The 21400-nt window shown below is 69.5% G+C and carries 18 protein-coding genes and 1 pseudogene; 9 read left to right on the top strand and 10 right to left on the bottom strand.

Features of this window, described 5'->3' with window-relative positions:
* Positions 1-33 precede the first annotated feature (33 nt).
* On the bottom strand, positions 34-813 hold the full coding sequence (locus ACOKM3_RS23925) for a GntR family transcriptional regulator (RefSeq protein ID WP_426903080.1): 780 nt from the start codon (positions 811-813) through the stop codon (positions 34-36).
* Between the two features lie 30 nt (positions 814-843).
* Here ACOKM3_RS23925 and ACOKM3_RS23920 point away from each other — a divergent pair, with 30 nt between their 5' ends.
* Positions 844-1308 carry an NUDIX hydrolase gene (locus tag ACOKM3_RS23920; RefSeq protein ID WP_426903079.1) on the top strand — a complete coding sequence of 155 codons (465 nt, stop codon included), beginning with the start codon at positions 844-846 and terminating at the stop codon, positions 1306-1308.
* A gap of 521 nt (positions 1309-1829) precedes the next feature.
* On the opposite strand, the gene ACOKM3_RS23915 is transcribed toward ACOKM3_RS23920, so the two are convergent.
* The 6 genes and pseudogenes from ACOKM3_RS23915 to ACOKM3_RS23890 form a co-directional block, all read right to left on the bottom strand.
* On the bottom strand, positions 1830-2834 hold the full coding sequence (locus tag ACOKM3_RS23915; protein ID WP_426903078.1) for an SPFH domain-containing protein: 1005 nt from the start codon (positions 2832-2834) through the stop codon (positions 1830-1832).
* A gap of 675 nt (positions 2835-3509) precedes the next feature.
* A pseudogene (locus ACOKM3_RS23910) lies at positions 3510-4040 on the bottom strand (HAD-IA family hydrolase); the annotation flags it as partial.
* A gap of 3 nt (positions 4041-4043) precedes the next feature.
* Positions 4044-4526, bottom strand: a complete 483-nt coding sequence (locus ACOKM3_RS23905) for a GNAT family N-acetyltransferase (protein WP_426903077.1) — start codon at positions 4524-4526, stop codon at positions 4044-4046.
* A gap of 188 nt (positions 4527-4714) precedes the next feature.
* Complete coding sequence (locus tag ACOKM3_RS23900; protein WP_426903076.1) at positions 4715-5797, bottom strand: GNAT family N-acetyltransferase; 1083 nt, start codon at positions 5795-5797, stop codon at positions 4715-4717.
* A 193-nt stretch (positions 5798-5990) separates the two neighbouring features.
* Positions 5991-6569 (bottom strand): GNAT family N-acetyltransferase, encoded by a 579-nt coding sequence (locus tag ACOKM3_RS23895; protein ID WP_426903075.1) that lies wholly within the window; start codon positions 6567-6569, stop codon positions 5991-5993.
* Between the two features lie 76 nt (positions 6570-6645).
* On the bottom strand, positions 6646-7989 hold the full coding sequence (locus tag ACOKM3_RS23890; protein ID WP_426903074.1) for an MFS transporter: 1344 nt from the start codon (positions 7987-7989) through the stop codon (positions 6646-6648).
* Positions 7990-8124: 135 nt separating this feature from the next.
* Between ACOKM3_RS23890 and ACOKM3_RS23885 the strand changes: the two genes are divergently transcribed.
* The 4 genes from ACOKM3_RS23885 to dgoD all read left to right on the top strand — a co-directional run bounded on the left by ACOKM3_RS23885 (position 8125) and on the right by dgoD (position 11625).
* Positions 8125-9030: a sugar kinase gene (locus tag ACOKM3_RS23885; RefSeq protein ID WP_426903073.1), complete on the top strand. Its 906-nt coding sequence runs from the start codon at positions 8125-8127 to the stop codon at positions 9028-9030.
* Positions 9031-9035: 5 nt separating this feature from the next.
* Positions 9036-9782, top strand: coding sequence for an IclR family transcriptional regulator (locus ACOKM3_RS23880; RefSeq protein ID WP_426903072.1), 747 nt, complete (start codon positions 9036-9038; stop codon positions 9780-9782).
* On the top strand, positions 9770-10378 hold the full coding sequence (locus ACOKM3_RS23875) for a bifunctional 4-hydroxy-2-oxoglutarate aldolase/2-dehydro-3-deoxy-phosphogluconate aldolase (protein ID WP_426903071.1): 609 nt from the start codon (positions 9770-9772) through the stop codon (positions 10376-10378). The genes ACOKM3_RS23880 and ACOKM3_RS23875 overlap by 13 nt, the downstream gene beginning before the upstream one ends.
* Positions 10379-10473: 95 nt before the next feature.
* Positions 10474-11625, top strand: a complete 1152-nt coding sequence (gene dgoD, locus ACOKM3_RS23870) for a galactonate dehydratase (RefSeq protein ID WP_267070103.1) — start codon at positions 10474-10476, stop codon at positions 11623-11625.
* Between the two features lie 223 nt (positions 11626-11848).
* Here dgoD and ACOKM3_RS23865 read toward each other — a convergent pair whose 3' ends face one another.
* Complete coding sequence (locus ACOKM3_RS23865) at positions 11849-13690, bottom strand: MFS transporter (RefSeq protein ID WP_426903070.1); 1842 nt, start codon at positions 13688-13690, stop codon at positions 11849-11851.
* Positions 13691-13884: 194 nt separating this feature from the next.
* Complete coding sequence (locus tag ACOKM3_RS23860) at positions 13885-16656, bottom strand: D-alanyl-D-alanine carboxypeptidase family protein (RefSeq protein WP_426903069.1); 2772 nt, start codon at positions 16654-16656, stop codon at positions 13885-13887.
* Between the two features lie 213 nt (positions 16657-16869).
* On the opposite strand from ACOKM3_RS23860, the gene ACOKM3_RS23855 reads away from it, so the two are divergent.
* The 3 genes from ACOKM3_RS23855 to ACOKM3_RS23845 all read left to right on the top strand — a co-directional run bounded on the left by ACOKM3_RS23855 (position 16870) and on the right by ACOKM3_RS23845 (position 19263).
* Positions 16870-17607: a GOLPH3/VPS74 family protein gene (locus tag ACOKM3_RS23855; protein WP_266711240.1), complete on the top strand. Its 738-nt coding sequence runs from the start codon at positions 16870-16872 to the stop codon at positions 17605-17607.
* Between the two features lie 321 nt (positions 17608-17928).
* On the top strand, positions 17929-18786 hold the full coding sequence (locus ACOKM3_RS23850) for a helix-turn-helix domain-containing protein (protein ID WP_426903068.1): 858 nt from the start codon (positions 17929-17931) through the stop codon (positions 18784-18786).
* 276 nt (positions 18787-19062) lie between these two features.
* Entirely contained in the window at positions 19063-19263 is a 201-nt protein-coding gene (locus ACOKM3_RS23845; protein WP_327662890.1) for a DUF397 domain-containing protein, read from the top strand.
* Between the two features lie 212 nt (positions 19264-19475).
* Here ACOKM3_RS23845 and ACOKM3_RS23840 read toward each other — a convergent pair whose 3' ends face one another.
* Positions 19476-20312, bottom strand: coding sequence for a hypothetical protein (locus ACOKM3_RS23840; RefSeq protein ID WP_426903067.1), 837 nt, complete (start codon positions 20310-20312; stop codon positions 19476-19478).
* 83 nt (positions 20313-20395) lie between these two features.
* On the opposite strand from ACOKM3_RS23840, the gene ACOKM3_RS23835 reads away from it, so the two are divergent.
* Positions 20396-21190 carry an SDR family oxidoreductase gene (locus tag ACOKM3_RS23835; protein ID WP_426903066.1) on the top strand — a complete coding sequence of 265 codons (795 nt, stop codon included), beginning with the start codon at positions 20396-20398 and terminating at the stop codon, positions 21188-21190.
* Positions 21191-21400: the final 210 nt, after the last annotated feature.

The following is a 21400-nucleotide window of genomic DNA, read 5'->3' as shown; positions in this document are numbered from 1 at the left end:
CGTGTCGAGTTGGCCGAAAAAGAGGCCCGCTAGTCAGTCCCTCGCGGGGAACCGATAGTCGAGAACGAACTGGTCAGCGGCCATGATCGTGTCGCAGACCTCGACCACACGGCCACTGTCTGAAAATGCACTGCGGACGAGGTGAATCACCGGAGCACCGGGACTCAATGCCAAGGCCGTCCCCTCGGCCTTCGTCGCCAGACGGGCACTGACGGTTTCCGTGAACTCCGCGAGCTGGTGACCGTGCTCCTCAAGTCGCGCGTAGATTCCGCCGCCTCCGGGGTTCTCGGCGAACATCTCGGGGATGTCCTTCACCACGTCCCACGGCAGGTACGACGTCGCCTCCTCCGTGGGGGTGCCGTCGCGGAAGTACCGACGCTTGCGCGCGAGGACCTTCGAACCGGCCGGCACTTCGAGCCGTTCGGCGATCTCCTCCGGCGCATCGACCGGGCCGACGAGCAATACGTTCACCGAGGGGACGCCGCCGGACTGTTCGGCCTCAGCGAGGTACGCGGCCTTTCCGGCCTTGCGGTGCGCCCTCCGGAAGCGGTCGGAAGACTTGCGCTGAACCGGCGGACGCGAACGCACATAGGAGCCTCGGCCGTGGTGCGTCTCGACCAGCTGGGCCGCGCGGAGTTCCGCGATGGCCTTGCGGACCGTGCCGGAGGCGGCCCCGTACCGCTTCATGAGGTCGGTCTCACTGGGCACTGGGGCGCCGGGCGCCATCATGCCCGACTTGATCTGCGCGGCCAGGTCCTCCGCGATCTGTAGGTACTTCGCCTTGTCCGAAGACGACACGCTGCCACTCGCCATAGTCCTACAGTCTCTCCTATCCTCCTGTACATGAGTAACAGCGACGCCCAAAAGCCGTCAACGCCTCTCCACTCGGTATCCGTGGCAGGCGTCGTCGTGCGCGAGAACGGACGCGTGTTGGTGATCCGTCGCGCCGACAACGGGCGGTGGGAGCCGCCGGGCGGAGTGCTGGAGCGGGACGAGGCGATCGAGGATGGGGTGTGCCGCGAGGTCTTCGAGGAGACCGGGATCAAGGTGCACGTCGAGCGGCTGACCGGGGTCTACAAGAACATGACGGTCGGGGTCGTCGCGATGGTCTTCCGGTGCAGCCCGGAAGGCGGGACCGAACAGCTCTCGGACGAGTCGACCGCCGTCACCTGGCTTGCCCCGGACGAAGCCATGGCCGCGATGAGCGAGGCCTACAGCATCCGCATCGCAGACGCCCTCACCGACGACATGGCGCCCCACATCCGAACCCATGACGGCCGCAAGCTCACCGACCCGGCAGGCAACTAGTCCAACCGACCAGGGCTCAGGGGTTGTTACAGGTTTCTCTACCTCATCAAGCCCCGGCTGCGCTCCGCTCCGCCGGGCGCGCTTCCCGGCTCCACTGCCCTTCGCGCTCATGCCTTCGGCCCGCGCTACGGGCGCTGCGCCGACGCGCGCCCACGTGTGATTAGGCCGGGACCATGAGTCGAGCACCCGACACACACCGGCCACGGTCAAAGACGATGCCTCCGGCGGGGGATCGGCCGGCACCGGGGGCCGGGGGTAGCGCTGCCGAGTGCGGGCACGTCGTTGGTTGCGAGGAGCTCCCATCCCGTCCACCGTCGACCCAGGCAAAGCCGAGCAGACGTGGCCCCTGGTGTCCAGGTCGTTCGTACAGTGGCGCGCTCCACCTGGACACCAGGGGCCACGCCCGCTCCACTGCGTGTGGGTCGACGGCGGACGGGATGGGAGCTTGGGTTGGGTGGTGGGTTGGCTAGGCATGGGAGCTGCCAGTTACGCGAATGCGGGGGCTGGTCGCATGCCCGCGATCAGGAAACGCCGATGGCGCGCCCCAGGTCCCTAATCAGCTCAGCGGCGGCACCACCTGCTACGCCCATGACTGCTGGCCCTGCAGCCGCAGCCAACTGTGCCCATGCGCGGCGCAATCGCCCGACGTCCGGCGCGCGGTCTTCCCGGCGTGCTAGCTCCACCTCATCGTTCATATCGCGGAGCTGCACCAGCACCACGTTTCTTTCTGAGGCCGCATCTTCGGCGATAGGCGCCTGGCTAAGGACCTCCAATGAGCGCGAAATCAGCTCTTGTATTTGCAGGACGTCCGCGGTAGAGAGCCCTGTCCTGTTGTCTTGCAGATTATTGTCCCCCTGCTGGGCGTTGCCTTGGATCTCTTGGCGATCAATTCGCCAATTGCTCAATTCGTCCACCACCCAATTATCTTGTCGCCCGACCCGGCCGTGAGCCATTACGTTCATGGTGACGGTCGAAGCGTAGACACTCGCGGAAGCACGGTTGTGATCTGCGCTAACCCGTGCATCGTCGTGCACTTCGGAGACTTCCACTTCTCCGGAAACCGCGAGGACCTCATGCAGGCGAAGTCCCCACCGCTCAGCTCTGGGCTTGATCGCAGTCGTCACATCCGCAGCAAGTTGAGCGAGCGAAGCACGGTCTGGTTGAGTCGACAGCTTCGACAAGGCATGGCTGATTTCGTACAGTGTGTGCCGCTCCAGGGCTGCGATATAACTAGACACCCCGTACGTCGCCTTTTCCGGATCCTGGACACTGTATTGAACTACGAGTTCGACGGGAAGATTTGCGCCGTCACGAGCAGCGACAACTCGGACTGGGAAGGGGATTGTCTGCTCACGTAGGTCGAGACGATTCCGCAGGCTATCCGCAAACGGGATCGTAAAGTTAAGTCCCGCCTGTAGAGTGCGGTGATATCTGCCGAACCTTTCCACTACAGCAACTGACCCCTCGGGGACAACAAAGCAGTGCTCGCGGAAGGTGCGCAGAGCTGCAGCCCCGGCAGCCACCATGGCTCCCCTGACCCACAACTGGCGGCGCGTAACCACTAGATCCCCCGGGTGTACTCCACGACTCTCGGAGCGGCAAAACAGCAGGCTCAACTGTACGGTACGACTGCGCAGTTACCTCCAGGGAATGCGACTGCGTCTTCGAAACGGAGAGAGCAGGGCAGACGTAGGTGGCGCCCGACCGTACCGCAGCCGACCCCATCCGGCAGCGACCGTGGAGAGCCGTCGAGCAACGGCTTCGACCGTTGTCGTCCGTCCCACATAGAGCTACGGATCAGAAGGCTTCTGACATCCACGGCTGACATCAACGACGTCGGACAGGGGTGTACACGTACGCTCCTGCCCGGCCCTCAGAACGTCAGGATGCAGCTCAAGGTCCGCCCGCTGATCGAACTCCTAAAGCGGGTGTCGCAGGTTCGAATCCTGCCGGGGGCACCAGTCCAGAAGGGGCCCGCCTACGGTTTTCCGTAGGCGGGCCCCTTCTGGCATCGGGCAGTACTCTCCCGCCCATGACTGCATCACCAGCGGGACCCGATACAGTCCGCGTCCCGGTCGCCTTGCGCGGGGTCTCCTTGGCTTCGCTGGGGGTCTGCCTCATGAGCTGGGCGCTTTGCTGGGTGAACGCGTACGCCGTGAATGACGACCTGCCGAACACCAGTGGCGACCGGTTGGAACCGGCTACCGGGTTCGTGTGCGTGCCACACCACCCGCGCTCTTCCTCGCGTCCAGATGCGCAGTGATGCGCGTGATCGTCCGTGTGTTGTCCTCGAAGAGATGCGCCTGCATGCCCGCCGTCCGGGCCGCCTCGATGTTGGCTGGGACATCGTCGATGAACAGGCAGTCCTCCGGTCGCACGGTCAAGCCGGCGCATGCGGCGTCGAATGCGCGCAGGTCGGGCTTCTCGATGCCGATTTCGTGCGAGTAGACGATCTGCTCCACCAGTTCGTCGAAGTGGTACAGCGTCGTCTCGCGCTCGCGGGCGCCGACGAAACTGTTGCTCAGGATGCCCAGCCTGCAGGTCCCCCACAGCCCTCGTACGTAGTCGATGAGCTCGTCGTTCGGCGTCCCCAGGTACTCCGTCCAGAGATCCGCCATGAACGCTTCGGCCAGGGGGCCATCGAGCCCCAAGCGGGCCGACACCTGCTGCTGGACCTCTCGCTCGCTGATGCTCCCGACGCTCCCGGACCGCCAGACGTCGTGCATCCGCTCTGGCTAGAGCCGCCGGAAGTAGACAGTCACCGGGTTCGGGGTGCAGCCGAGTTGCTCGTAGAGGGCTCTGGCGGGTGCGTGGAAGGGGTCTCCGCCTGTGGCGATTTCGACGATCTCCGCTCCGAGCAGGCGCATCTGCTCGAAGGCGTGCTCGCACAGGGCCGTACCCACGGCGTGGCGGCGGTGCTGGGGCGAGACCGCGAGGATCACGACTTCGCCGTGTCCGCGGTCCGGGTCGACGACCCACGCCACGTAGCCGGCGATCACGCCTGCCACCTCGGCGACAGCGACGTACGAGTGGCGCTCGGGGGCGTGGAGTTCCGCGACCTGGTGTCGGTAGTCGTCGCGCCAATTGCCGTGCTGGACAGTGAAGATGACCTCGCCCATCAAGGGGCGGAAGACGTCCTCGAAGAACGGTCGGAACGTGTCGATGGTCAGGTCGGTGAGTGGAGCCAGGTCGTCGTGGGTGAATGCGCGGATTCGCATCGAGGTGTGTGCGCCTTTCGGGCCGGGGCTTGGGACCCAAGGGGAACTGGGCATGGGTCGGCCCGCTCCCGCCCGGAAGACCAGAAGAAGGGGCGGCGAGCCGGGCCCTCAGCCCCGCGTGCGCCCAGCGGCAAAGCACTCCATGCACCGGATCGTAGCCCCGCCGGATGGCGGGCCGCCCCCACCCGCTACGGCCGCTGCCGAAGTGACCCCACCGTCCGGAGCACACGGTCCGCTCGTTCCCGGAGTTCCGGGTGGGCGAGGACCGTGTTGCGGAGGCCGCGGACCGGGCGGCGCCAGAGGCGGTGGGCGGCTGCGGCGGGGTGGGGGCGGGTCGCGAAGCCCTCGGCCACCCGGAGTTCGCGGGTCTTGAGCCAGTCCTTGTACTCCTTCTCGCCGCGGCCCCAGTCCATCAGCCGGATGCCGTGCCGGCCCGCGGCCTCAACCATCCGCAGGTGCATGAGGAGGCCCGGCGAGTAGTAGGCGAACTCTGGGTCGTATGCGGTGAACCAGGCCGCGAAGACCGTCTTGGAGGTCGGGCCGAAGTGGGCCGCGACGGGGCGGTCGCCCGCGTAGATGACCGAGAGGACGCCCGTGAAGTGGTCCTCGCGGACCTGGAAGAGGTGGTCCGTGAGGTGGACGATCCAGGGGCGGGCGAAGCGGTCCATGCGGCCGGTGCGGCGGTACTGGGCCGATTTCCAGCGCATCAGCTGGCGCAGGACGGCCGGGTCGCGCTCGTCGTAGACGAAGCGCATCTCCCCCACGTTGCGGGTCAGGCGGCGCTCCTTCTTGAGCGTCGTCTTGGCCTGACCCGGATACGTCGCCTTCAGCCACTCCTCGTACGTCTCATGGCTGCCGTCCTTCAGGTCGAGGACGGGTGAGGCGAAGGTTCCGGTGACGTAGCGGCCGAAGGGTCTCTGTTCCTCGACGAGGTGGTCGAACTCGAAGACCGACAGGCCGCAGGCGCGCAGGAGTTGGCGGGTGTCCCAGGTGACTCCCGGGCGGTGCACCAGGCCCTGGCAGTCGGACAGGCCCATGCCGATGGCGCGGCCGATGCCCCCCGGCCCCTTCTCGTACGGGAAGAAACCGACAGGTTCGGACCCCTCCCGCAGCACCGCCACGTGCGCCCGGCCCTTGAACCTGGCGACGCCCTCCGCGAACTCCGGTGCCAGGAACGGGTTCTGGAAGTCCGGGGACTGCTCCATCGTCTCGTGCCAGGCCGTACGCAGGGACGCGCTGAGCTCGTCGGCTCTGTACGTCGTGATGTTCAACGTCGGTTCGACCGCCCTTCACCGCGGGTGCATGGGCCGGCGCTCGGACCGGTAACCGGACAGGTGCGTTGATACGCGAGCATGCAGCTCATGGGCCCCCCTCTTCCCCCATGGGGCTCAAAGGTCGCGAAACAGTACGCACGCTGTCAAGAGTCCATCGGGGCAAGTAGGGCACTCAACATGGGTATTCGGGCTACGAGTTGATCCGCGTGTGGACGTGCATGTCGTGCCAGCCGTCCGTGTGCAGCGCGGAGCTGCGGCGGGTGCCCTCCAGCGGGTAGTCGGCCTTGAGCGCGACCTTGCACGAGGGCTCGTTGCGGGTGGAGTGGAGGAGGTCGATGCGGTGGAAGCCGACATCGAGCGCCCAGTCGGTCATCGCCGCCAGCGCCCTGGGAGCGACGCCCAGGCCGCGGGCGGCCGGCAGCACCCAGTAGCCGACCTCGGCGACGCCCTCCATGAGGTTCATCTGGCGCAGCGCCATCCTGCCGAGCGGGGCCCCGTCGGCCGCCCTGGCCACGAACCACTGGGCGGCCGTCTCCTCCCGCCACCCCTCGTGCGTCGACGCCACCCAGTCGCGGGCCTCGTCCACGGACTCCATGCCGCGGATGTGCCAGTAGCGCAGGGTCGGGTCCTGGAAGGCGTCGTGGATCGCGGGGGCGTCGGTGAACTCGGGTGTGCGGAGGACGAGTTCACCGTCGGAGGAGTGGAGGGTCGGCTGGGGGCCCGACGCCAAGGTGCCCGGCTTGATGATGTGCGGGATGTCGATCGGCATGATCCGCATCATGGCCGGACGCGGTCGCGACGCGCATCCGGATAACGCTTCGGGACTCCGCCCCGGACCCCGCGCCTCAATCGCCGGCGGGGCTGGACTTGCGGACCGGCGCCGTCTCCGGAAGCCGCCACACGCACAGCGCGCTCGCGAGCCCCGCCAGCGCCATGTACCCGGCCAGGTACCACGGGCGGTCGCCACCCGCGTCGACCAGCAGCGTCGCCACGAAGGGCGAAGTCCCCGCGAAGATGACGCCGTTGATCTCACGGACGAAGACGAGCCCGCTGTAGCGGACCTCCGTCGGCAGCGACTCCGCGTAGAACGTGCCGGTGACCGCGAAGATCGAGTTGAGCATCAGCGCGAAGGCGACCGTGATCGCCAGGTAGATCAGCCACGGCTCGCGCGTGTCCACCAGCCAGAAGAACGGGTACGCGAAGAGCGTGATCGCCACCGCCCCGCCGATCATCACCGGCTTGCGCCCGACCCGGTCGGAGAGCGCGCCCGCCAGCGGAATCGTCAGGATCGAGACCGCCGAGGCGATCGTGATGCCGAGGACGGAGGTGCCGGAGGAGAGGCCCAGCTGGTTGGTGAGGTAGCTGGGCAGATAGCCCTGGATCGCGTACGAGGCGATGGCGGTGGCGCAGCCGGAGCCGATGAGCAGGGCGATCGCCTTCGGGCGGGCCTTGATCGCGGCCAGGACCGGGAGCTTCTCGCGCTTGCCGCTGTCCCGGGCCTCCTCGAACTGCTCGGTCTCGGGCGCCGCGTTGCGGATCAGCAGCGCGATCACGACCACGAAGGCGCTCGCCAGGAACGGGATGCGCCAGCCCCAGCTCAGGAAGTCGTCCTCGGGGAGGGTGGAGACGGCGGCGACCGCACCGGAGGCGATCACGACGCCGATGAACTCGCCCGCGCCGGGCAGCGAACCGTACAACCCGCGCTTGCCCTCCTCGGCCGCCTCCGTCGACATGACGTACGCGCCGCCGAGCTCCGCGCCGACGCCGAAGCCCTGCATCATCCGGCAGAGCACGAGGAGGACCGGGGCCCAGATGCCGATCGAGTGGTACGTCGGCAGGAAGCCGATGGCGAGAGTGCCGACGCCCATCAGGATCACGGTGAGGATCAGCACCGGTCGGCGGCCGATGCGGTCGCCGAGGTGGGCCAGGACGAGGCCACCGATGGGGCGCACGGCGAAGCCGAGCCCGAAGGTCGCGAAGGACGCGAGGGTCGCCGCGAACGGCGAGACGTCCGGGAAGAAGACCTTGTTGAAGACGAGCGCGGCCGACGCGCCGAAGAGGAAGAAGTCGTACCACTCGAGGATCGAGCCGACCACGCTCGCGGCGGCCGTGCGGCGCTGGCGGGTGCGCGCGCTCATCGCCGGTGGGGCGGAATCCTCGTGGGTGGATGTGCTCGTCGTCGGGCTCATCTCACTCCCTTTCACGCTGGTTCGGGCGGTTCACGACCCTGGTGTTGCAACATGTGCACGCCTGTTGCGCAAGGGCTGCTAATGTTCTTCATGGCCCCAGCGGGATGTCAATGGGATGTCATTGGAGGACGGCGAATGTCCGGTACGGCGGTCTGTCTCGGCGAGACGATGGCGCAGGTCACCCCCGCCGACGGCGAAGGACTCGAGCGGAGCCGGGAGCTGCGGCTCGCGGTCGCCGGCGCCGAGTCGACCGTGGCGCAGTACCTCGCGGACCTCGGGCACGAGGCCGCCTGGGTGAGCCGGGTCGGGGACGATCCGTTCGGGCGGCGGATCGTCGCGGCGGTCGCCTCGCGCGGCGTCCGCGTGGACGGGGTGCTCGCCGATCCGGCCGCCCCCACCGGCGTGTACTTCAAGGACCCGGGCCCCGACGGCACCCGCGTGCACTACTACCGGGCGGGCTCGGCCGCGTCCCGGATGACGCCGGCCGACGCGGACCGCGTGGACCTGGCGGGCGTACGGCTGCTGCACCTCACCGGGATCACACCGGCCCTTTCGGACGGCTGCGCCGAGCTCGTGGACACCCTCATGAAGCGGGCGGCGGACAGCGGTACGCGGGTGTCGTTCGACATCAACTACCGCCCGGCGTTGTGGAGTTCACGGGACGCGGCGGCCGTCGCACTGCGTGAACTCGCCCGCCGCGCCGACGTCGCACTCGTCGGGCGCGACGAGGCCGAGACACTGTGGGGCACCGCCACCGCCGAGGACGTACGGGAACACCTCGCGCCGCGCGGCATCCTCGTGGTGAAGGACGGGGACGTGGGGGCGACCGAATTCACCGACGGGGAGAGCGAGTTCGTGGCGGCGCCCGCCGTCGATGTCGTCGAGGCCGTGGGTGCCGGGGACGCCTTTGCCGCCGGGTATCTGAGCGGGCTGCTCAAGGGGGCGCCGCCACGCGAGCGGCTCGCGCTCGGGCACCGGCTGGCCGGGCGGACGCTGCGCAGCATCGAGGATTACGTTCCCGCCACCACACAGGAGCACTGACCCTCATGTCACAGACCGTCCGCCGCGCCATCGACATCCTCGAGTTCGTCGCCCGCCGCCCGCGCACCCAGACCGAGGTCGGCGAGCACCTGGGCGTGCACCGCTCGACCGCGCTGCGCATCCTGGAGTCCCTGACCGAGGGTGGCCTCGCACGCCGGCTCCCCGACGGCCGTTACGCGGTCGGGCACCGGCTCGCCGGGCTCGCCCACCTCGCCCTGGAACAGTTCGGGCTGAAGGACGTCGCGGGCGAACACCTGCGGCTGCTCGGCGAGCGCTGCGGGCACACCGTGCACCTCGCCGCCCTGGAGGGCGAGCGGATCGTGTACGTCGACAAGGTCGACCCCGTCGACGGGGTGCGCCTCTATTCGCAGATCGGCCGCCCGGTCACCCTGCACACCGCCGGAGTCGCCAAGGCGATCCTGGCGTACGTACCGCGCGAACGGGCCGACGCGCTGCTCGCCGACTGCGACTTCGCGCCGCACACCGGCACGACGATCACCTCCCCCGACGCCTACCGCGAGGCCCTCACCGAGGCCAGGGCCCGCGGCTGGGCCGTCGACGACGGCGAGTACGAGGACTTCGTGAACTGCGTCGCCGTACCCGTACGGGACAGCAGCGGCGAGGTCGTCGCCGCCGCGTCCGTGACCGCGCTCAAGGCCAAAGCGGACCTGGGCGCGCTCGAATCCGATGTCCTGCCCGACCTCATGACCACCGCCGACACGATCTCCAAGGAGCTGGGATGGCGTCCGTAACATTTGATGAGCTGTTCGCCGGGGCGCCCATTATGGCGATCCTGCGCGGCATGCCCGCCGACAGGTCCGTCGAACTCGCCGTACGGGCATGGGACTTGGGAATCGAGTGCGTCGAGGTCCCCGTGCAGACCGAGGAGGCGGCGGGAGTGCTGGCCGCCGTGGTCGCCGCGGGCCGGGAGCGCGGGAAGCCGGTCGGCGCGGGCACCGTCACCACGACCGAGCGGCTCGGGTGGGCGGTGGACGCGGGCGCCGCGTTCACGGTGGCCCCCGGGTTGAACGCGGAGGTGGCGCGGGCCAGTGTCACGGCGGGGCTGCCGCACCTGCCCGGCGTGGCCACCGCCACGGATGTGCAGGCCGCGCGGGGGCTCGGGTGCACGTGGCTGAAGGCGTTCCCGGCGAGCGTGCTCGGGACGGAGTGGTTCCGGGCGATGCGGGGGCCGTTCCCGGAGGTGCCGTTCGTTGCCACGGGTGGGATGGACGCGGGGAACGCGGCCGCGTATTTGGCGGCGGGGGCGAAGGTCGTTGCGGTGGGGTCGGCGTTGGAGGATCCGGCGCAACTTCCTTTGCTGGCCGAGCTGTTGCGGCCACAGGGGTGAACGTCGCGGGGCTCTGCCCCGGACCCCGCGCCTCAAACGCCGGCGGGGCTGAATTGAGCTCAATCGCCGCCAAAGCCTATGAGTAAGGATGCGCCATGAAGATCACTGCACTTACCACCTACCTTGTTGCTCCCCGTTGGCTGTTTCTGAAGGTTGAGACCGATGAAGGGGTCACCGGGTGGGGGGAGCCTGTCGTCGAGGGGCGGGCGCACACGGTTGCCGCTGCCGTCGACGAGCTGAGCGACTACCTCGTCGGGCAGGACCCGCTGCGGATCGAGGACCACTGGCAGGTCATGACGAAGGGCGGGTTCTACCGGGGCGGGCCCGTGCTGTCGTCCGCCGTGTCCGGGATCGACCAGGCCCTGTGGGACATCAAGGGCAAGTTCCACGGCGTCCCGGTGCACGATCTGCTGGGCGGCGCCGTCCGGGACCGGATGCGGATGTACTCGTGGATCGGCGGCGACGACCCGAGCGAGGCCGCCGAGCACGCGGCGCAGCGCCTCGAACAGGGCTACCGGGCCGTGAAGATGAACGTCGGCGGCCGGATGCGGCACCTGGAGACCTCGCGCGAGATCGACGCGGTCGTCGAGCGGGTCGCCTCCGTGCGGGACGTGCTGGGGCCCGACGGAGGCGTCGCCGTCGACTTCCACGGGCGTACGTCGCCGGCGCTGGCCAAGCAGCTCGCCCGCGCCCTCGAACCGCTGCGCCCGATGTTCATCGAGGAGCCGCTGCTCCCTGAACTCACGTCGCAGTACGGCGAGTTCACCGCGTCCACGTCCATTCCGGTCGCCACCGGTGAACGGCTGTACTCCCGCTGGGACTTCGACCCGGTGCTGCGTTCCGGCATCGCGCTCGCGCAGCCGGACCTGAGCCACGCGGGCGGCATCTCGGAGACCCGGCGGATCGCCGCGCAGGCCGAGGTGCACGGGGTGGGCCTGGCCCCGCACTGTCCGCTCGGGCCGATCGCGCTCGCGGCGTGCCTCCAGGTCGACTTCGCGTCGCCGAACGCGTTCATCCAGGAGACCAGCCTCGGCATCCACTACAACGTGGGCTCCGACCTCGGCGACTACCTCGTCGACCCGTCCGTCTTCGCCTTCGACTCCACGGACGGGCACATGGCGCGGCTGACCGGGCCCGGCCTCGGCATCGAGATCGACGAGCAGGCCGTCATCAAGGCGGCCGCCTCCGGCCACCGCTGGCACAACCCGGTGTGGCGCCACGCGGACGGCTCTTTCGCGGAGTGGTGATCACGCCCGATTAAGCCCCTGCGGCGATTGAGCAGGCGGCGCCGTGGCTGAGGCCTCGGGGCTCCGCCCCGGACCCCGCTGCTCAATCGCCGCAGGGGCTTGAAATGCCCACCCGACGGCGGGTTGCATCACTCAACTCCCGACGGCGGGTGAGTCACAATCAAGCCCCGCCGGCGATTGAGGCGCGGGGTCCGGGGCGGAGCCCCGCGGCGTCAACCGCGGGTCACCGCAACTCCTCCGGGCACGGCGTCCCCCGGGGCAACTGGTACGGCGCCGCAAGGCGATACGTGCCGGCCTTCGGGGCCAGCAGCTCCGTCCACGCGTCCCCCGCCTCGTCCTCCTCCGTCTCCGACAGACACCCGTGCACGTTCGCGTACCGCTTCGGGAGGGAGTCGTTCGCCTCCCGTGCCCGCTTCGACGCCTCCGTCTCCTTCGGCGCCCCCAGGCTCTTGCCCTCGGCGTCGACGACCGACAGCCACGGCGAGTACGGGACGCGGATCAGCACCCGCCCCGGCCGGGTCACCTCGATGGTCAGCTCGCCCTGCTCCGCCGCGTCGACGACCGCGTGCGGCTCGGCGAGCGGCGTCGGGTCGGTGACGGCGAACAGCTGCCAGTTGGCGTCGCCCCACACCTGCTTCAGATACGGCAGGCCCCGCCGCACCAGCTGCCGCTCGCGCTCCGCGCCCTTGCCGTCCGGCGGACCCTTGGGCAGCACCACGTAGTGCACCGCCCAACGCCGCAGCCACTCGCGGTAGTTCGCCGAGTTGAGGGTGTCGTCGTAGAAGAGCGGGTTGCGCTCCATGTCGGCCTGCCGGTTCCAGCCGCGCGCCAGGTTCACGTACGGGGCGAGCGCGGAGGCCTCGCGGTGCGAGCGGGCCGGCACCACCTCGACGCGGCCGTGCTCGGCCCTGACCTCCTGCAACTCGTTGACGAGCGGCGCCAGTTCACGCGCCCAGGAGGCGGCCGGGGTCGTACGCACGACGTCGTCGACCGACTTGAAGCCGATCCACGCGTTGAAGGCGACGAACGTGACCACGAGGACGTACCACTTGCGCGAGCGCTTCTGCGTGAACGGCAGCGCGGCGAGCAGCGCGACGCCCGCGAACAGCATCGGGAGCCGGGTGATGTTGGAGCCGATCTGCGAACTGATCAGCCACACCAGGAGGACGGACAGGGCGTAGACGGCGGACGTGATCCGGACCGTCACCCACTCCTTGGGCACGAGGACGTACGCGAGGACGCCGTACACCATCGGCAGCAGCGCCGACCAGAACGACATCGGCTGCGTACCGGAGAACGGGAACAGCCACGCCGAGAGCACGACGACGGCGGTCGGCGCGAGCCCCAGCGCGTACGCCCCGGGCCGCCGCTTCTGAAGGAAGAGCGCCACGGCGACGAGTCCGACGAAGAGCCCCGCCACCGGCGAACACGCGGTCGCGATGCCCGCGAGCGGCGCCGCCACGGCCGCCTTCGCCCAGCGCTTGTAGCGCCAGCGGTACGGCCAGCAGAACACCGCGGCCGTCGCCGCGAGCCCGAACATCATGCCGAGGCCGAACGTGACGCGCCCCGACGCGGCGTTGCAGAGCAGCGCGAAGACACCGGCGAGCGCCGGCCACAGGGGTTTGGCCACGACCCGCGTACGGATCAGGATCATCGTCAGCAGGGCGGCGGACAGCGTGCCCGCGCCCATCATCGTCGTGCGCACGCCGAACACGGACATCAGATACGGCGAGACCACGCTGTACGACACCGGGTGCATGCCGCCGTACCAGGCGAGGTTGTACGCGGAGTCGGGGTGCCGGCCGACGAACTCGGCCCAGGCGTCCTGCGCCGCGAGGTCCCCGCCACTGTTCGCGAACGTGAAGAACCAGATGAGGTGGAGGAGCGCGGCGACCGCTGTGGCGAGGGTGACGGGGTGCCGGACGAAGCGCTTGACGCCGGTACCGACGTTCGGTTCGTCGCCGGCCTTCCCTGTGGGCTGCTCGGGGACCCGTATCCGTGGGCGGCTCTTGCCCGCCCCGGGCTTCGCGTCGTCGTCGGCGCGCGTCGGCCTCGCTGTGGCCACTCCCTACACTCCCGTTTACCCGTGTGCCGTTGTGAATGAACGGGTGGGCGTCCCCCGCCTGCCCGGTCTCGCGACGCTAGCACGGCGGGCACGGACGGGCGCCGTGGGAGACCGAGGGGCATCGGTCTCCCACGAACGGGCCACGAGCGGACCGGGAGCGGTCCTTGGGCGGCCCTGGCGCGGCCCTGGGGCGGTCAGCCGACGCGGGTCAGCTTCGCGCCGAATCCGGGCTCGGTGAGGCTCTTCTGGAGGGCCACCGGCACCTCCACTGCGCCGCCCTCACCGTCGCCGACCTCCAGCACGCCGACCGTCTCGCCCGCCTTGCCGGTGTGCGGCACGGACTTGCCGTCCTGGTCGGCGAGTTGCAGGTGCACGGTCTTGCCGGCCCAGCCGACGGCCTTGACGTCCTTCGTGACCGTGACCGGGGTGTGCCCGCCGAGCTGGTCGTCGACGTAACCGACGACGTCGCCCTTCTTCAGGACCGTCGACGAGGTGACGGCGTCCTGGGCGGCGAGCATCGCGGTCTTGCTGACCGCGTTGACCGTGTCGATGATCGGCGCCTTGTGCTGGCCGAGGATCGCGCCGACGACCGTGACGGTCGAGCCGCCTGCGTCCTTGGTGGCGGCGAAGAGCAGGTTGCCGCCGGCCTTGGTCGTCGTGCCGGTCTTGATGCCGATGGCGCCGTCGTAGGGCACCAGGCGGTTGTAGTTGGTCCACTTCTTGCCGGACGGGTCGGTCCAGGTGGGCAACTTGGTGATGTCGGTGAGCGCCGGAATCTGCACCAGCTCGTTCCCGAGCTTCACCTGGTCCTCGGCGGTGGAGACGGTGCTCTCCTTCAGGCCGGAGGGGTCGGTGTAGGTGGTGTTCTTCATGCCCAGCTTCTTGGCGGTGGCGTTCATCTTCTTGACGAACGCCTCCTCGGAGCCGGCGTCCCAACGGGCCAGCAGGCGCGCGATGTTGTTCGCGGACGGGATCATGACTGCCGCGAGCGCGTCCTTCTGGGAGATCTTGTCGCCCTCCTTGACGGTGTTGAGCGTCGACTCGTTCTGCCCGTCGGCGTCGTAGCCGCCCTCCTTCTCGGCGGTGGCGTCGACGGTGATCGAGGGGCCGTCGTCGCCCGCCTTCAGCGGGTGGTCCTTGAGCACGATGTACGCGGTCATGGACTTGGCGACGGAACCGATCGGCACGGGCGTCTGCTTGCCGAAGTCGTCCATCGTGCCGATGCCCTGGACGTCCATCCAGCCCTGGCCCTCGTCCGGCCACGGCAGCGACGCCTTGTCTCCGTCGAAGCTGTACGTGGCGTCGCTGGTGAGCGTGAGGGACGGCGTCGGCAGCGGGCGCACGGCCTGCACGACCCCGAACACGATGACCAGCAGGATGACGAGCGGCGTCCACACCTTGACCCGTCGCACCGCGGTACGGACCCGGGTCTCCGGGGGCGGCGGGGTGTTGGTCAGCTCGGCGAGCAGGTCGAGCGGCGGCTTCGGCGGCAACGGCTGCTGGGTCGTCCGCTCGGCGGGTTCGACGGTGGGCTGCTCGGCCTCCGGCGGCAGCTCCTTGCCCGTGCCCTTGCCCGTGCCCTCATCGAGCCCCTTGAGCGGCACGAACTTACTGCTCTTCGCGGTCCCGGCCGCCTTGAGCGTGGTGGTCGGCTGATCCACGGGCTGCGGCAGGGCCTTGAACACGGCGGTGGGCTGATCCACGGGCCGATCGACCTTGCCATCCGCGGCACTCTCGGCCTTGGCGCCCGGCTCCGCGTCGGCCTTGGCGCCCGGCTTCCCGTCACCCTTGGCGTCCGGCTTCCCGTCGGCCTTGGCGCCGGGCTGGGCACCGCTCTTGGCTTCCGGCTTTCCGTCGGACTTGGTGCCAGGCTGGGCACCGCCCTTGGCGTCCGCGGCGCGGTCGGCCGCAGCAGCCGGCTTCCCGTCGGCCTCGGCGTTCGCAGTGCGGTCGGACTCGGCGTCCGGCTTTCCGTCGGACTTGGCGCCGCCCTTGGCGTCCGCGGGGCGGTCGACCTTGGCGTCCGACTTCCCATCGGCCTTGTCGGCCGGCTTGCGTGCGGCCTTGCCGTCCGGCTGCGCGCCGGACGTGGCGTCGGCCTTGGCACCGGCCTCGGCGGCCCGCTTCGCGCCGTCCTGAGCGCCGGACTTGGCGTCTGCCTCGCCGTCGCCGTCAGCATCGGCCTCGGCAGCCGACTGCGCGTCGGCCTCGGTGGCCGACTTCCCGTCGCCGCGGGCGCCGGACTTGGCGGCCGGCATGGGACCGGACTCACTGCCGGACTTACTGTCGCCCCCAGCGGCCGGCTTGGCATCGGCCTTGGCGTCCTCCGGAGCATCAGCCTCGGCGGCCGCGACCGGCTGCGCGTCGTCCTGAGCGCCGGACTTGGCGTCCGCCTCGCTGTCGGCCGCGTCGGTCGGCTTCCCGGCGCCCCGGGCGTCGGCCTCAGCGGCCGGCTTGGCGTCGTCCCCGGCGGCGGGCTTGCCGCCGCCCTTGGCGTCGGACCCGGCACCCGCCTTCGCCGCAGGCTTGTTGGCGTTCGTGGCGTCCGCCTTGTCGTCGTTCTCGGAGGCCGACGTCTTCGTGGACGCGTCCGTATCGGAGTTGGCGTCACCAGTGGAACCGGTGGCCGAGTTCGTGGGCTCGGCGCCCGCGTCGGCGTCGTCCGGATCCGCCGCGCCCGCGGAATCCGCCTCCCCGTCACCACCACCCGGATTTGCAATCGCAGACGCCCCGGCGGAGCCCTCGTCGCCTGCCACCCAGGCCGCCACGGCCGCCCGCAGGCGCTCGTCACCGGCGTCCGGATCCGGGGCCGAGGCGCCCGTATCCGGGTCCTCGCCCGCCGCGTCGCGGACCGAGAACACCGCCGTCTCCTGGTCCACGCCCCGCGACACCGCGAGACGCGGGTCCTCCGGAGCCGGGCCTCCCGACGCCTTGTGCTCTCCCGACTTGTCGGGGGTCCCCGCCACCGATGCCTCCTCGACCGAATGAACCACTCAACCACTTGTCGCCGGACAGACCAGCCCTGTCCGAACCATGTACCAGTGTCCTGTGTGGGGGCTTAACCCACGTGGTAGACGAGAACGACATACCTATAGGTTCCCGCCCAAACCCCCCACGCACTCTCGACAGACCAATGTGAGAGGGGTCACCCTGTCATTCATCCACGCGGGGAGGCATGGATGGGCAGGAGCCGCAGAACACTTCCGGAGGAGCTTCTGCTGCTCGCTCTGGACCCGGCCACGGGTACCACAGCGCAGCCGCAGTCGCTCGACCTAGGTCTGGCCGGAGCACAGCTAGTAGAGCTGGCGCTGGCCGGACGGATAGCCCCAGACGGGGATCGTATCGCCGTGGTGGCACCACGGCCGACCGGAGATCCGACTCTGGACTGCGCGTTGGAGTTGCTGCGAAGGCGTGGCGCTCCCGTACGGGCCGTCCACTGGATAGGCGGGCCACGCCTTGGCCTGCGACAGACCTACCTCTCGCATCTGGAGCGGTGCGGCATGGTGCATGCCGTGGCCGGACAGATGTGCGGAGTGCTGCCGACGACTCGCTACCAGGCGACGGAGTCGGCGGTCAGCCGGGAGATCAGGGCCCGGCTGGACAGCGCGATCCGCACCGGGGTCCCACCGGACCCACGGACCGCGGCGCTCGCCGCCCTGGCCCATGCGGTCGGACTCGGCAAGCACCTGTATCCGGGCAACGAGGGCAGGTCCTCACGCTCCCGGCTGCGGGACCTGATCAGGCACGACCCGATGGGCGGCCTCGTGGCGCACGCCGTGATGGACGTCCAGAACGGTGTGGCGGTACAGCCACGCCGCTCACCGGCCCCCTCGGCCGGTCGGGGCGCACCGGAGCCCGCTCGCGGCGTTCCGATGCAGCCACGCCGCGGTTCCATGGCCCGGGCCGTGGCCCACTAGGCGAACCGCAGCACCAGCACCACCCGTAGCACCACACAGCACCACCCGTAGCACCACAGCGCCGCACCGTAGTCCCCAAGAACCGGTCCGGGAGCCGCTGTACCGCGCGGGGTGATGCGCCGGGCGTGAGGACGACGCCCCGGCACGTCACCCCGCGCGGTCGCGTTTGTGCTGCGTAGGAGGCACGTGCAACCCGCATGTGCGTCCCGTGCACATCCGCCGTTTCCCAGCGCAGGGCCGCCCCGGGGTGGCAATCTGCTGAGCAGTAGACACGCAACGTATGCAGAACAAAGAAATGCACGTAGCCGGAGGTGCACGTCCGTGGCGTCCAACGTCAATCCCACCGTCAGGCGACGCCGGTTGGGCCAGGAGCTGCGCCGGCTCCGCGAACTCAAGGGCATGACCGCCGAAGAGGTCGCCGAGCGCCTGCTGGTGTCGCAGTCGAAGATCAGCCGCCTGGAGAACGGGCGGCGCAGCATCAGCCAGCGCGACGTACGCGATCTGTGCGGGGTGTACGAGGTCGAGGACCACAGGGTCATCGACTCGCTGATGCAAATGGCCAAGGATTCGCGCCAGCAAGGCTGGTGGCACTCCTTCGGCGACATTCCGTACAGCGTCTACATCGGCCTGGAGACCGACGCCGCTTCCCTGCGCGTGTACGAGTCCCAGTGCATCCCCGGGCTGCTTCAGACCCGCGGCTACGCGGAGGCGCTGATCCAGGGCGCGATGCCCGAGGCCTCGCTCACGGACGTCGAGAAGCGCGTCCAGGTCCGTATCCGCCGTCAGGAGCGGATCGACGACGAGGCCAACTCGCTGCGCCTGTGGGTGGTCCTGGACGAGGCGGCGCTGCGCCGCACCGTCGGCGGGTCCGCGGTGATGCGCGAGCAGCTGGAGCACCTCGCGGAGGTGTCCGGGCTCCCCCATGTCACCGTGCAGGTGCTGCCCTTCGAGATGGGCGCGCATCCGGGGATCACGGGGCAGTACGCGATCCTGGAGTTCCCCGACGCGGCGGACTCCAGCGTCGTCTACATCGAGGGCGTCACCAGCGACCTCTACCTGGAGAAGACGCAGGACGTGCAGAAGTACAGCGTCATGTACGAGCACCTGCGCGCCCAGGCGCTGAACGTGGAGCAGTCCCGGCAGTTCATCCTGGAAGCCGCGAAGCGCCACACTCGCTGAAGCGACGCACGCTCCGACGTCCAACTCGCGTAACGGACCGCAGAGTTCAGGCCCCCGATCCAGGCCCCGCCCGTGGGAAAGCCCCGCACGGTACACCTTTCCCACGGGCTCATGGAAGACCCACCTGGAATATGCCATCCGGTCGAGTGAATGGCCCCACCGCCGCCCCCGGTCGGCGAGTAGCGTCGATCACGCCAACAACCGACGTGGTGTTGGCGCAAAGCCGCAGCAAGTCCGCGGCTCAGCAAGGGATCAATGGCCAGACCGGAGCAGATCATGGCAATCACCAAGGGCGCACAGCCCACCTGGATCAAGTCCTCGTACTCCGCAGGGAACGGCGCGTGCGTGGAGATCAAGTCTCCCGCCGCCCACGCGGTGGACGTCCGCGACTCCAAGGACCCGCAGGGCCCGAACCTGGCGTTCGCGCCGGCTTCATGGAGCGCCTTCGTCACGGAGATGAGCCGGGTCGACAGCTGACCCCCAGCCAACTCCGTGAGACAACCGAACACGCAAGACAGCACTACGCAACACAGCACTACGCAACACAGCACTGCGCAACACAGCACTACGCAATACAGCTACATGCACGACAGCACCACGCAACACCGCACCACTGACAGAGCCCTCTCGACTGGTCCGCCGTCCTGGCCGAGGGGGCTCGGCGCTGTCCGGAGCAGGCCGGCCCGGGGTCAGCGCAGCTGATCCACGTACTGGTCCGTGCCCGGCACCGTCGGGATGAACGGGGCGACCAGTTCCACCCGGCCGAGCCCCGACGCCGCCACCGCCTCACCGAGGCCCGTGAAGTGGTCCTGCCAGCACTCGCGCGGGTCGGCCTGGAGGAACCAGAGCAGGGTGAGCCGGGTGTCGACGCCCTCGACCTGCTTCACGTACGTCATCTTGTCGCCCGGCAGCGGTGTCGGGCGGAAGACCGTGACCATCGCGGCGGGCGATCCCGCCACCCGCTCCGGCAGATGCTCGGTGCGCAGCCACTCCAGCAACTCCGCGCGCTGCTCGGGCCCTTCGGCGTCGATCACCTCGACGACGAGCCCCTGGTACGGGTGGTCGAGCGCGTGGAAGTCACGCGGCCCCTCGTCCCCGTCCCGGTAGACCGTCGCCTCGTGGTCCTGGAACGCCGTGAAGACGTGCGTGCGGTCCTGGTGGACGCGGTCGTCCCGGTTGAGCCGCTTGTTGATGCCGACGGTCCACTTCATGTGGTCGGCGTAGCGGCCCTCGGTGATCCAGTACGTGGAGATGTAGCAGCCCGCCGTGACCGGCTCGGCGACCGCCGACTTCTCGGGGTAGCGCAGGAGTTGGAGGTCACGGGTGGCGACCCAGCGGCGCCCCGCGTACATCCACGGCATGGCCATGGCGCCGGCGTAGTAGTGGTCGTCCTCGTACCAGCGGTTGTACGCGTGTTCATGGCCGGGGTGCGGTTCGACCATGGTGATCAGGGCGTGCCCCGGATGCACCCCGTACGGCCCGACGGCCGCCAGTTCCGCGTACGTCTCGCTGCGTGTGTCCTCCATGCCGCTCACACCTTCCATCTCCCGTTCGACGCCCATACTCTGACGCCCCGTCAGAAAGAAAGCCAGAGCCGGGAGGCGAACCGATGGTGAATGCGGAACTGCTTGCGGGGAAGACCGTGATCGTCTCCGGGGTCGGCGCGGGGCTCGGCCGCCAGGTGGTGGAGGCCGTGCTGCGCGACGGCGGGAACGCGGTGCTCGGGGCCCGCACCGAGGCCAATCTCGCGTCCTGCGCACAGGAGTTGGACCCGGAGGGCAAGCGGACCGCCTACCGCTCGACCGACATCGGCGACGAGACGCAGTGCGAGGCGCTCGCGGAGCTGGCGCGCGAGCGGTTCGGGGGCGTGGACGCGGTCGTCCACGTCGCGGCCTGGGACAGCTACTTCGGCGGCCTGGAGGATGCCGACTTCGAGACCTGGAGCAAGGTCGTCGACGTGAACCTGCTCGGCACGCTGCGGATGACCCGCGCGTGCCTGCCGGCCCTCAAGGAGCGCGGCGGCTCGGTCGTCTTCATCGGGACGCAGTCGGCGATCGCGGCGCCCTCCCAGGTCCGGCAGGCGGCGTACGCGGCGTCGAAGGGCGCCCTGACGAGCGCCATGTACTCGCTGGCGCGGGAGGTCGGGCCGCACCGGGTCCGGGTGAACACCGTGCTGCCCGGCTGGATGTGGGGCCCGCCCGTGCAGGCCTACGTACAGATCACCGCGCAGACCGAGGGCGTGCCCGAGGAGGAGGTGCTCGGGCGGCTCACCGAGCGGATGGCGCTGCCCGACCTCGCGACGGACGGGGACGTGGCGGACGCGGCGGTGTTCCTCGCCTCCGACCGGGCGCGCGCGATCACCGGCCAGCAGCTCCTGGTGAACGCCGGAGAACTCATGCGGTAGCCGACCGACTCGGGACACCTGCCGATACCGCAGGTCAGCCAGGGTGAACGGCTCCCTCCCCGAGTTTCGCCACGTTCTGAATTCTGTCCGGGGTTCATATCCATGACTGCAGAACCCTTGACCGGCCCCATGCGCGGAGGTTCAATCCCCCACGTCCCCAACACCCTTACCGGGGGCAACCGTTGTGCAGCGGAACCCCTGGAGGGGGCA

This window comes from Streptomyces nidicola (assembly GCF_050106155.1).
GTDB lineage: Bacteria > Actinomycetota > Actinomycetes > Streptomycetales > Streptomycetaceae > Streptomyces.
Note: the sequence above shows the minus strand (reverse complement) of the source record. Positions and strands in the feature narration are given on the sequence as shown.

Excerpts from the sequence above, each read along its gene's own strand:
- ACOKM3_RS23880 (WP_426903072.1), top strand. The coding sequence starts at position 9,036 with ATGTCACAGACCGTCCGCCGCGCCATCGACATCCTCGAGTTCGTCGCC.
- ACOKM3_RS23875 (WP_426903071.1), top strand. The coding sequence starts at position 9,770 with ATGGCGTCCGTAACATTTGATGAGCTGTTCGCCGGGGCGCCCATTATG.
- ACOKM3_RS23915 (WP_426903078.1), bottom strand. The coding sequence starts at position 2,834 with ATGGTGGCTGCCGGGGCTGCAGCTCTGCGCACCTTCCGCGAGCACTGC.
- ACOKM3_RS23925 (WP_426903080.1), bottom strand. The coding sequence starts at position 813 with ATGGCGAGTGGCAGCGTGTCGTCTTCGGACAAGGCGAAGTACCTACAG.
- ACOKM3_RS23885 (WP_426903073.1), top strand. The coding sequence starts at position 8,125 with ATGTCCGGTACGGCGGTCTGTCTCGGCGAGACGATGGCGCAGGTCACC.
- dgoD (WP_267070103.1), top strand. The coding sequence starts at position 10,474 with ATGAAGATCACTGCACTTACCACCTACCTTGTTGCTCCCCGTTGGCTG.
- ACOKM3_RS23845 (WP_327662890.1), top strand. The coding sequence starts at position 19,063 with ATGGCAATCACCAAGGGCGCACAGCCCACCTGGATCAAGTCCTCGTAC.
- ACOKM3_RS23840 (WP_426903067.1), bottom strand. The coding sequence starts at position 20,312 with ATGGAGGACACACGCAGCGAGACGTACGCGGAACTGGCGGCCGTCGGG.
- ACOKM3_RS23855 (WP_266711240.1), top strand. The coding sequence starts at position 16,870 with ATGGGCAGGAGCCGCAGAACACTTCCGGAGGAGCTTCTGCTGCTCGCT.
- ACOKM3_RS23835 (WP_426903066.1), top strand. The coding sequence starts at position 20,396 with ATGGTGAATGCGGAACTGCTTGCGGGGAAGACCGTGATCGTCTCCGGG.
- ACOKM3_RS23920 (WP_426903079.1), top strand. The coding sequence starts at position 844 with ATGAGTAACAGCGACGCCCAAAAGCCGTCAACGCCTCTCCACTCGGTA.
- ACOKM3_RS23905 (WP_426903077.1), bottom strand. The coding sequence starts at position 4,526 with ATGCGAATCCGCGCATTCACCCACGACGACCTGGCTCCACTCACCGAC.
- ACOKM3_RS23895 (WP_426903075.1), bottom strand. The coding sequence starts at position 6,569 with ATGCCGATCGACATCCCGCACATCATCAAGCCGGGCACCTTGGCGTCG.
- ACOKM3_RS23890 (WP_426903074.1), bottom strand. The coding sequence starts at position 7,989 with ATGAGCCCGACGACGAGCACATCCACCCACGAGGATTCCGCCCCACCG.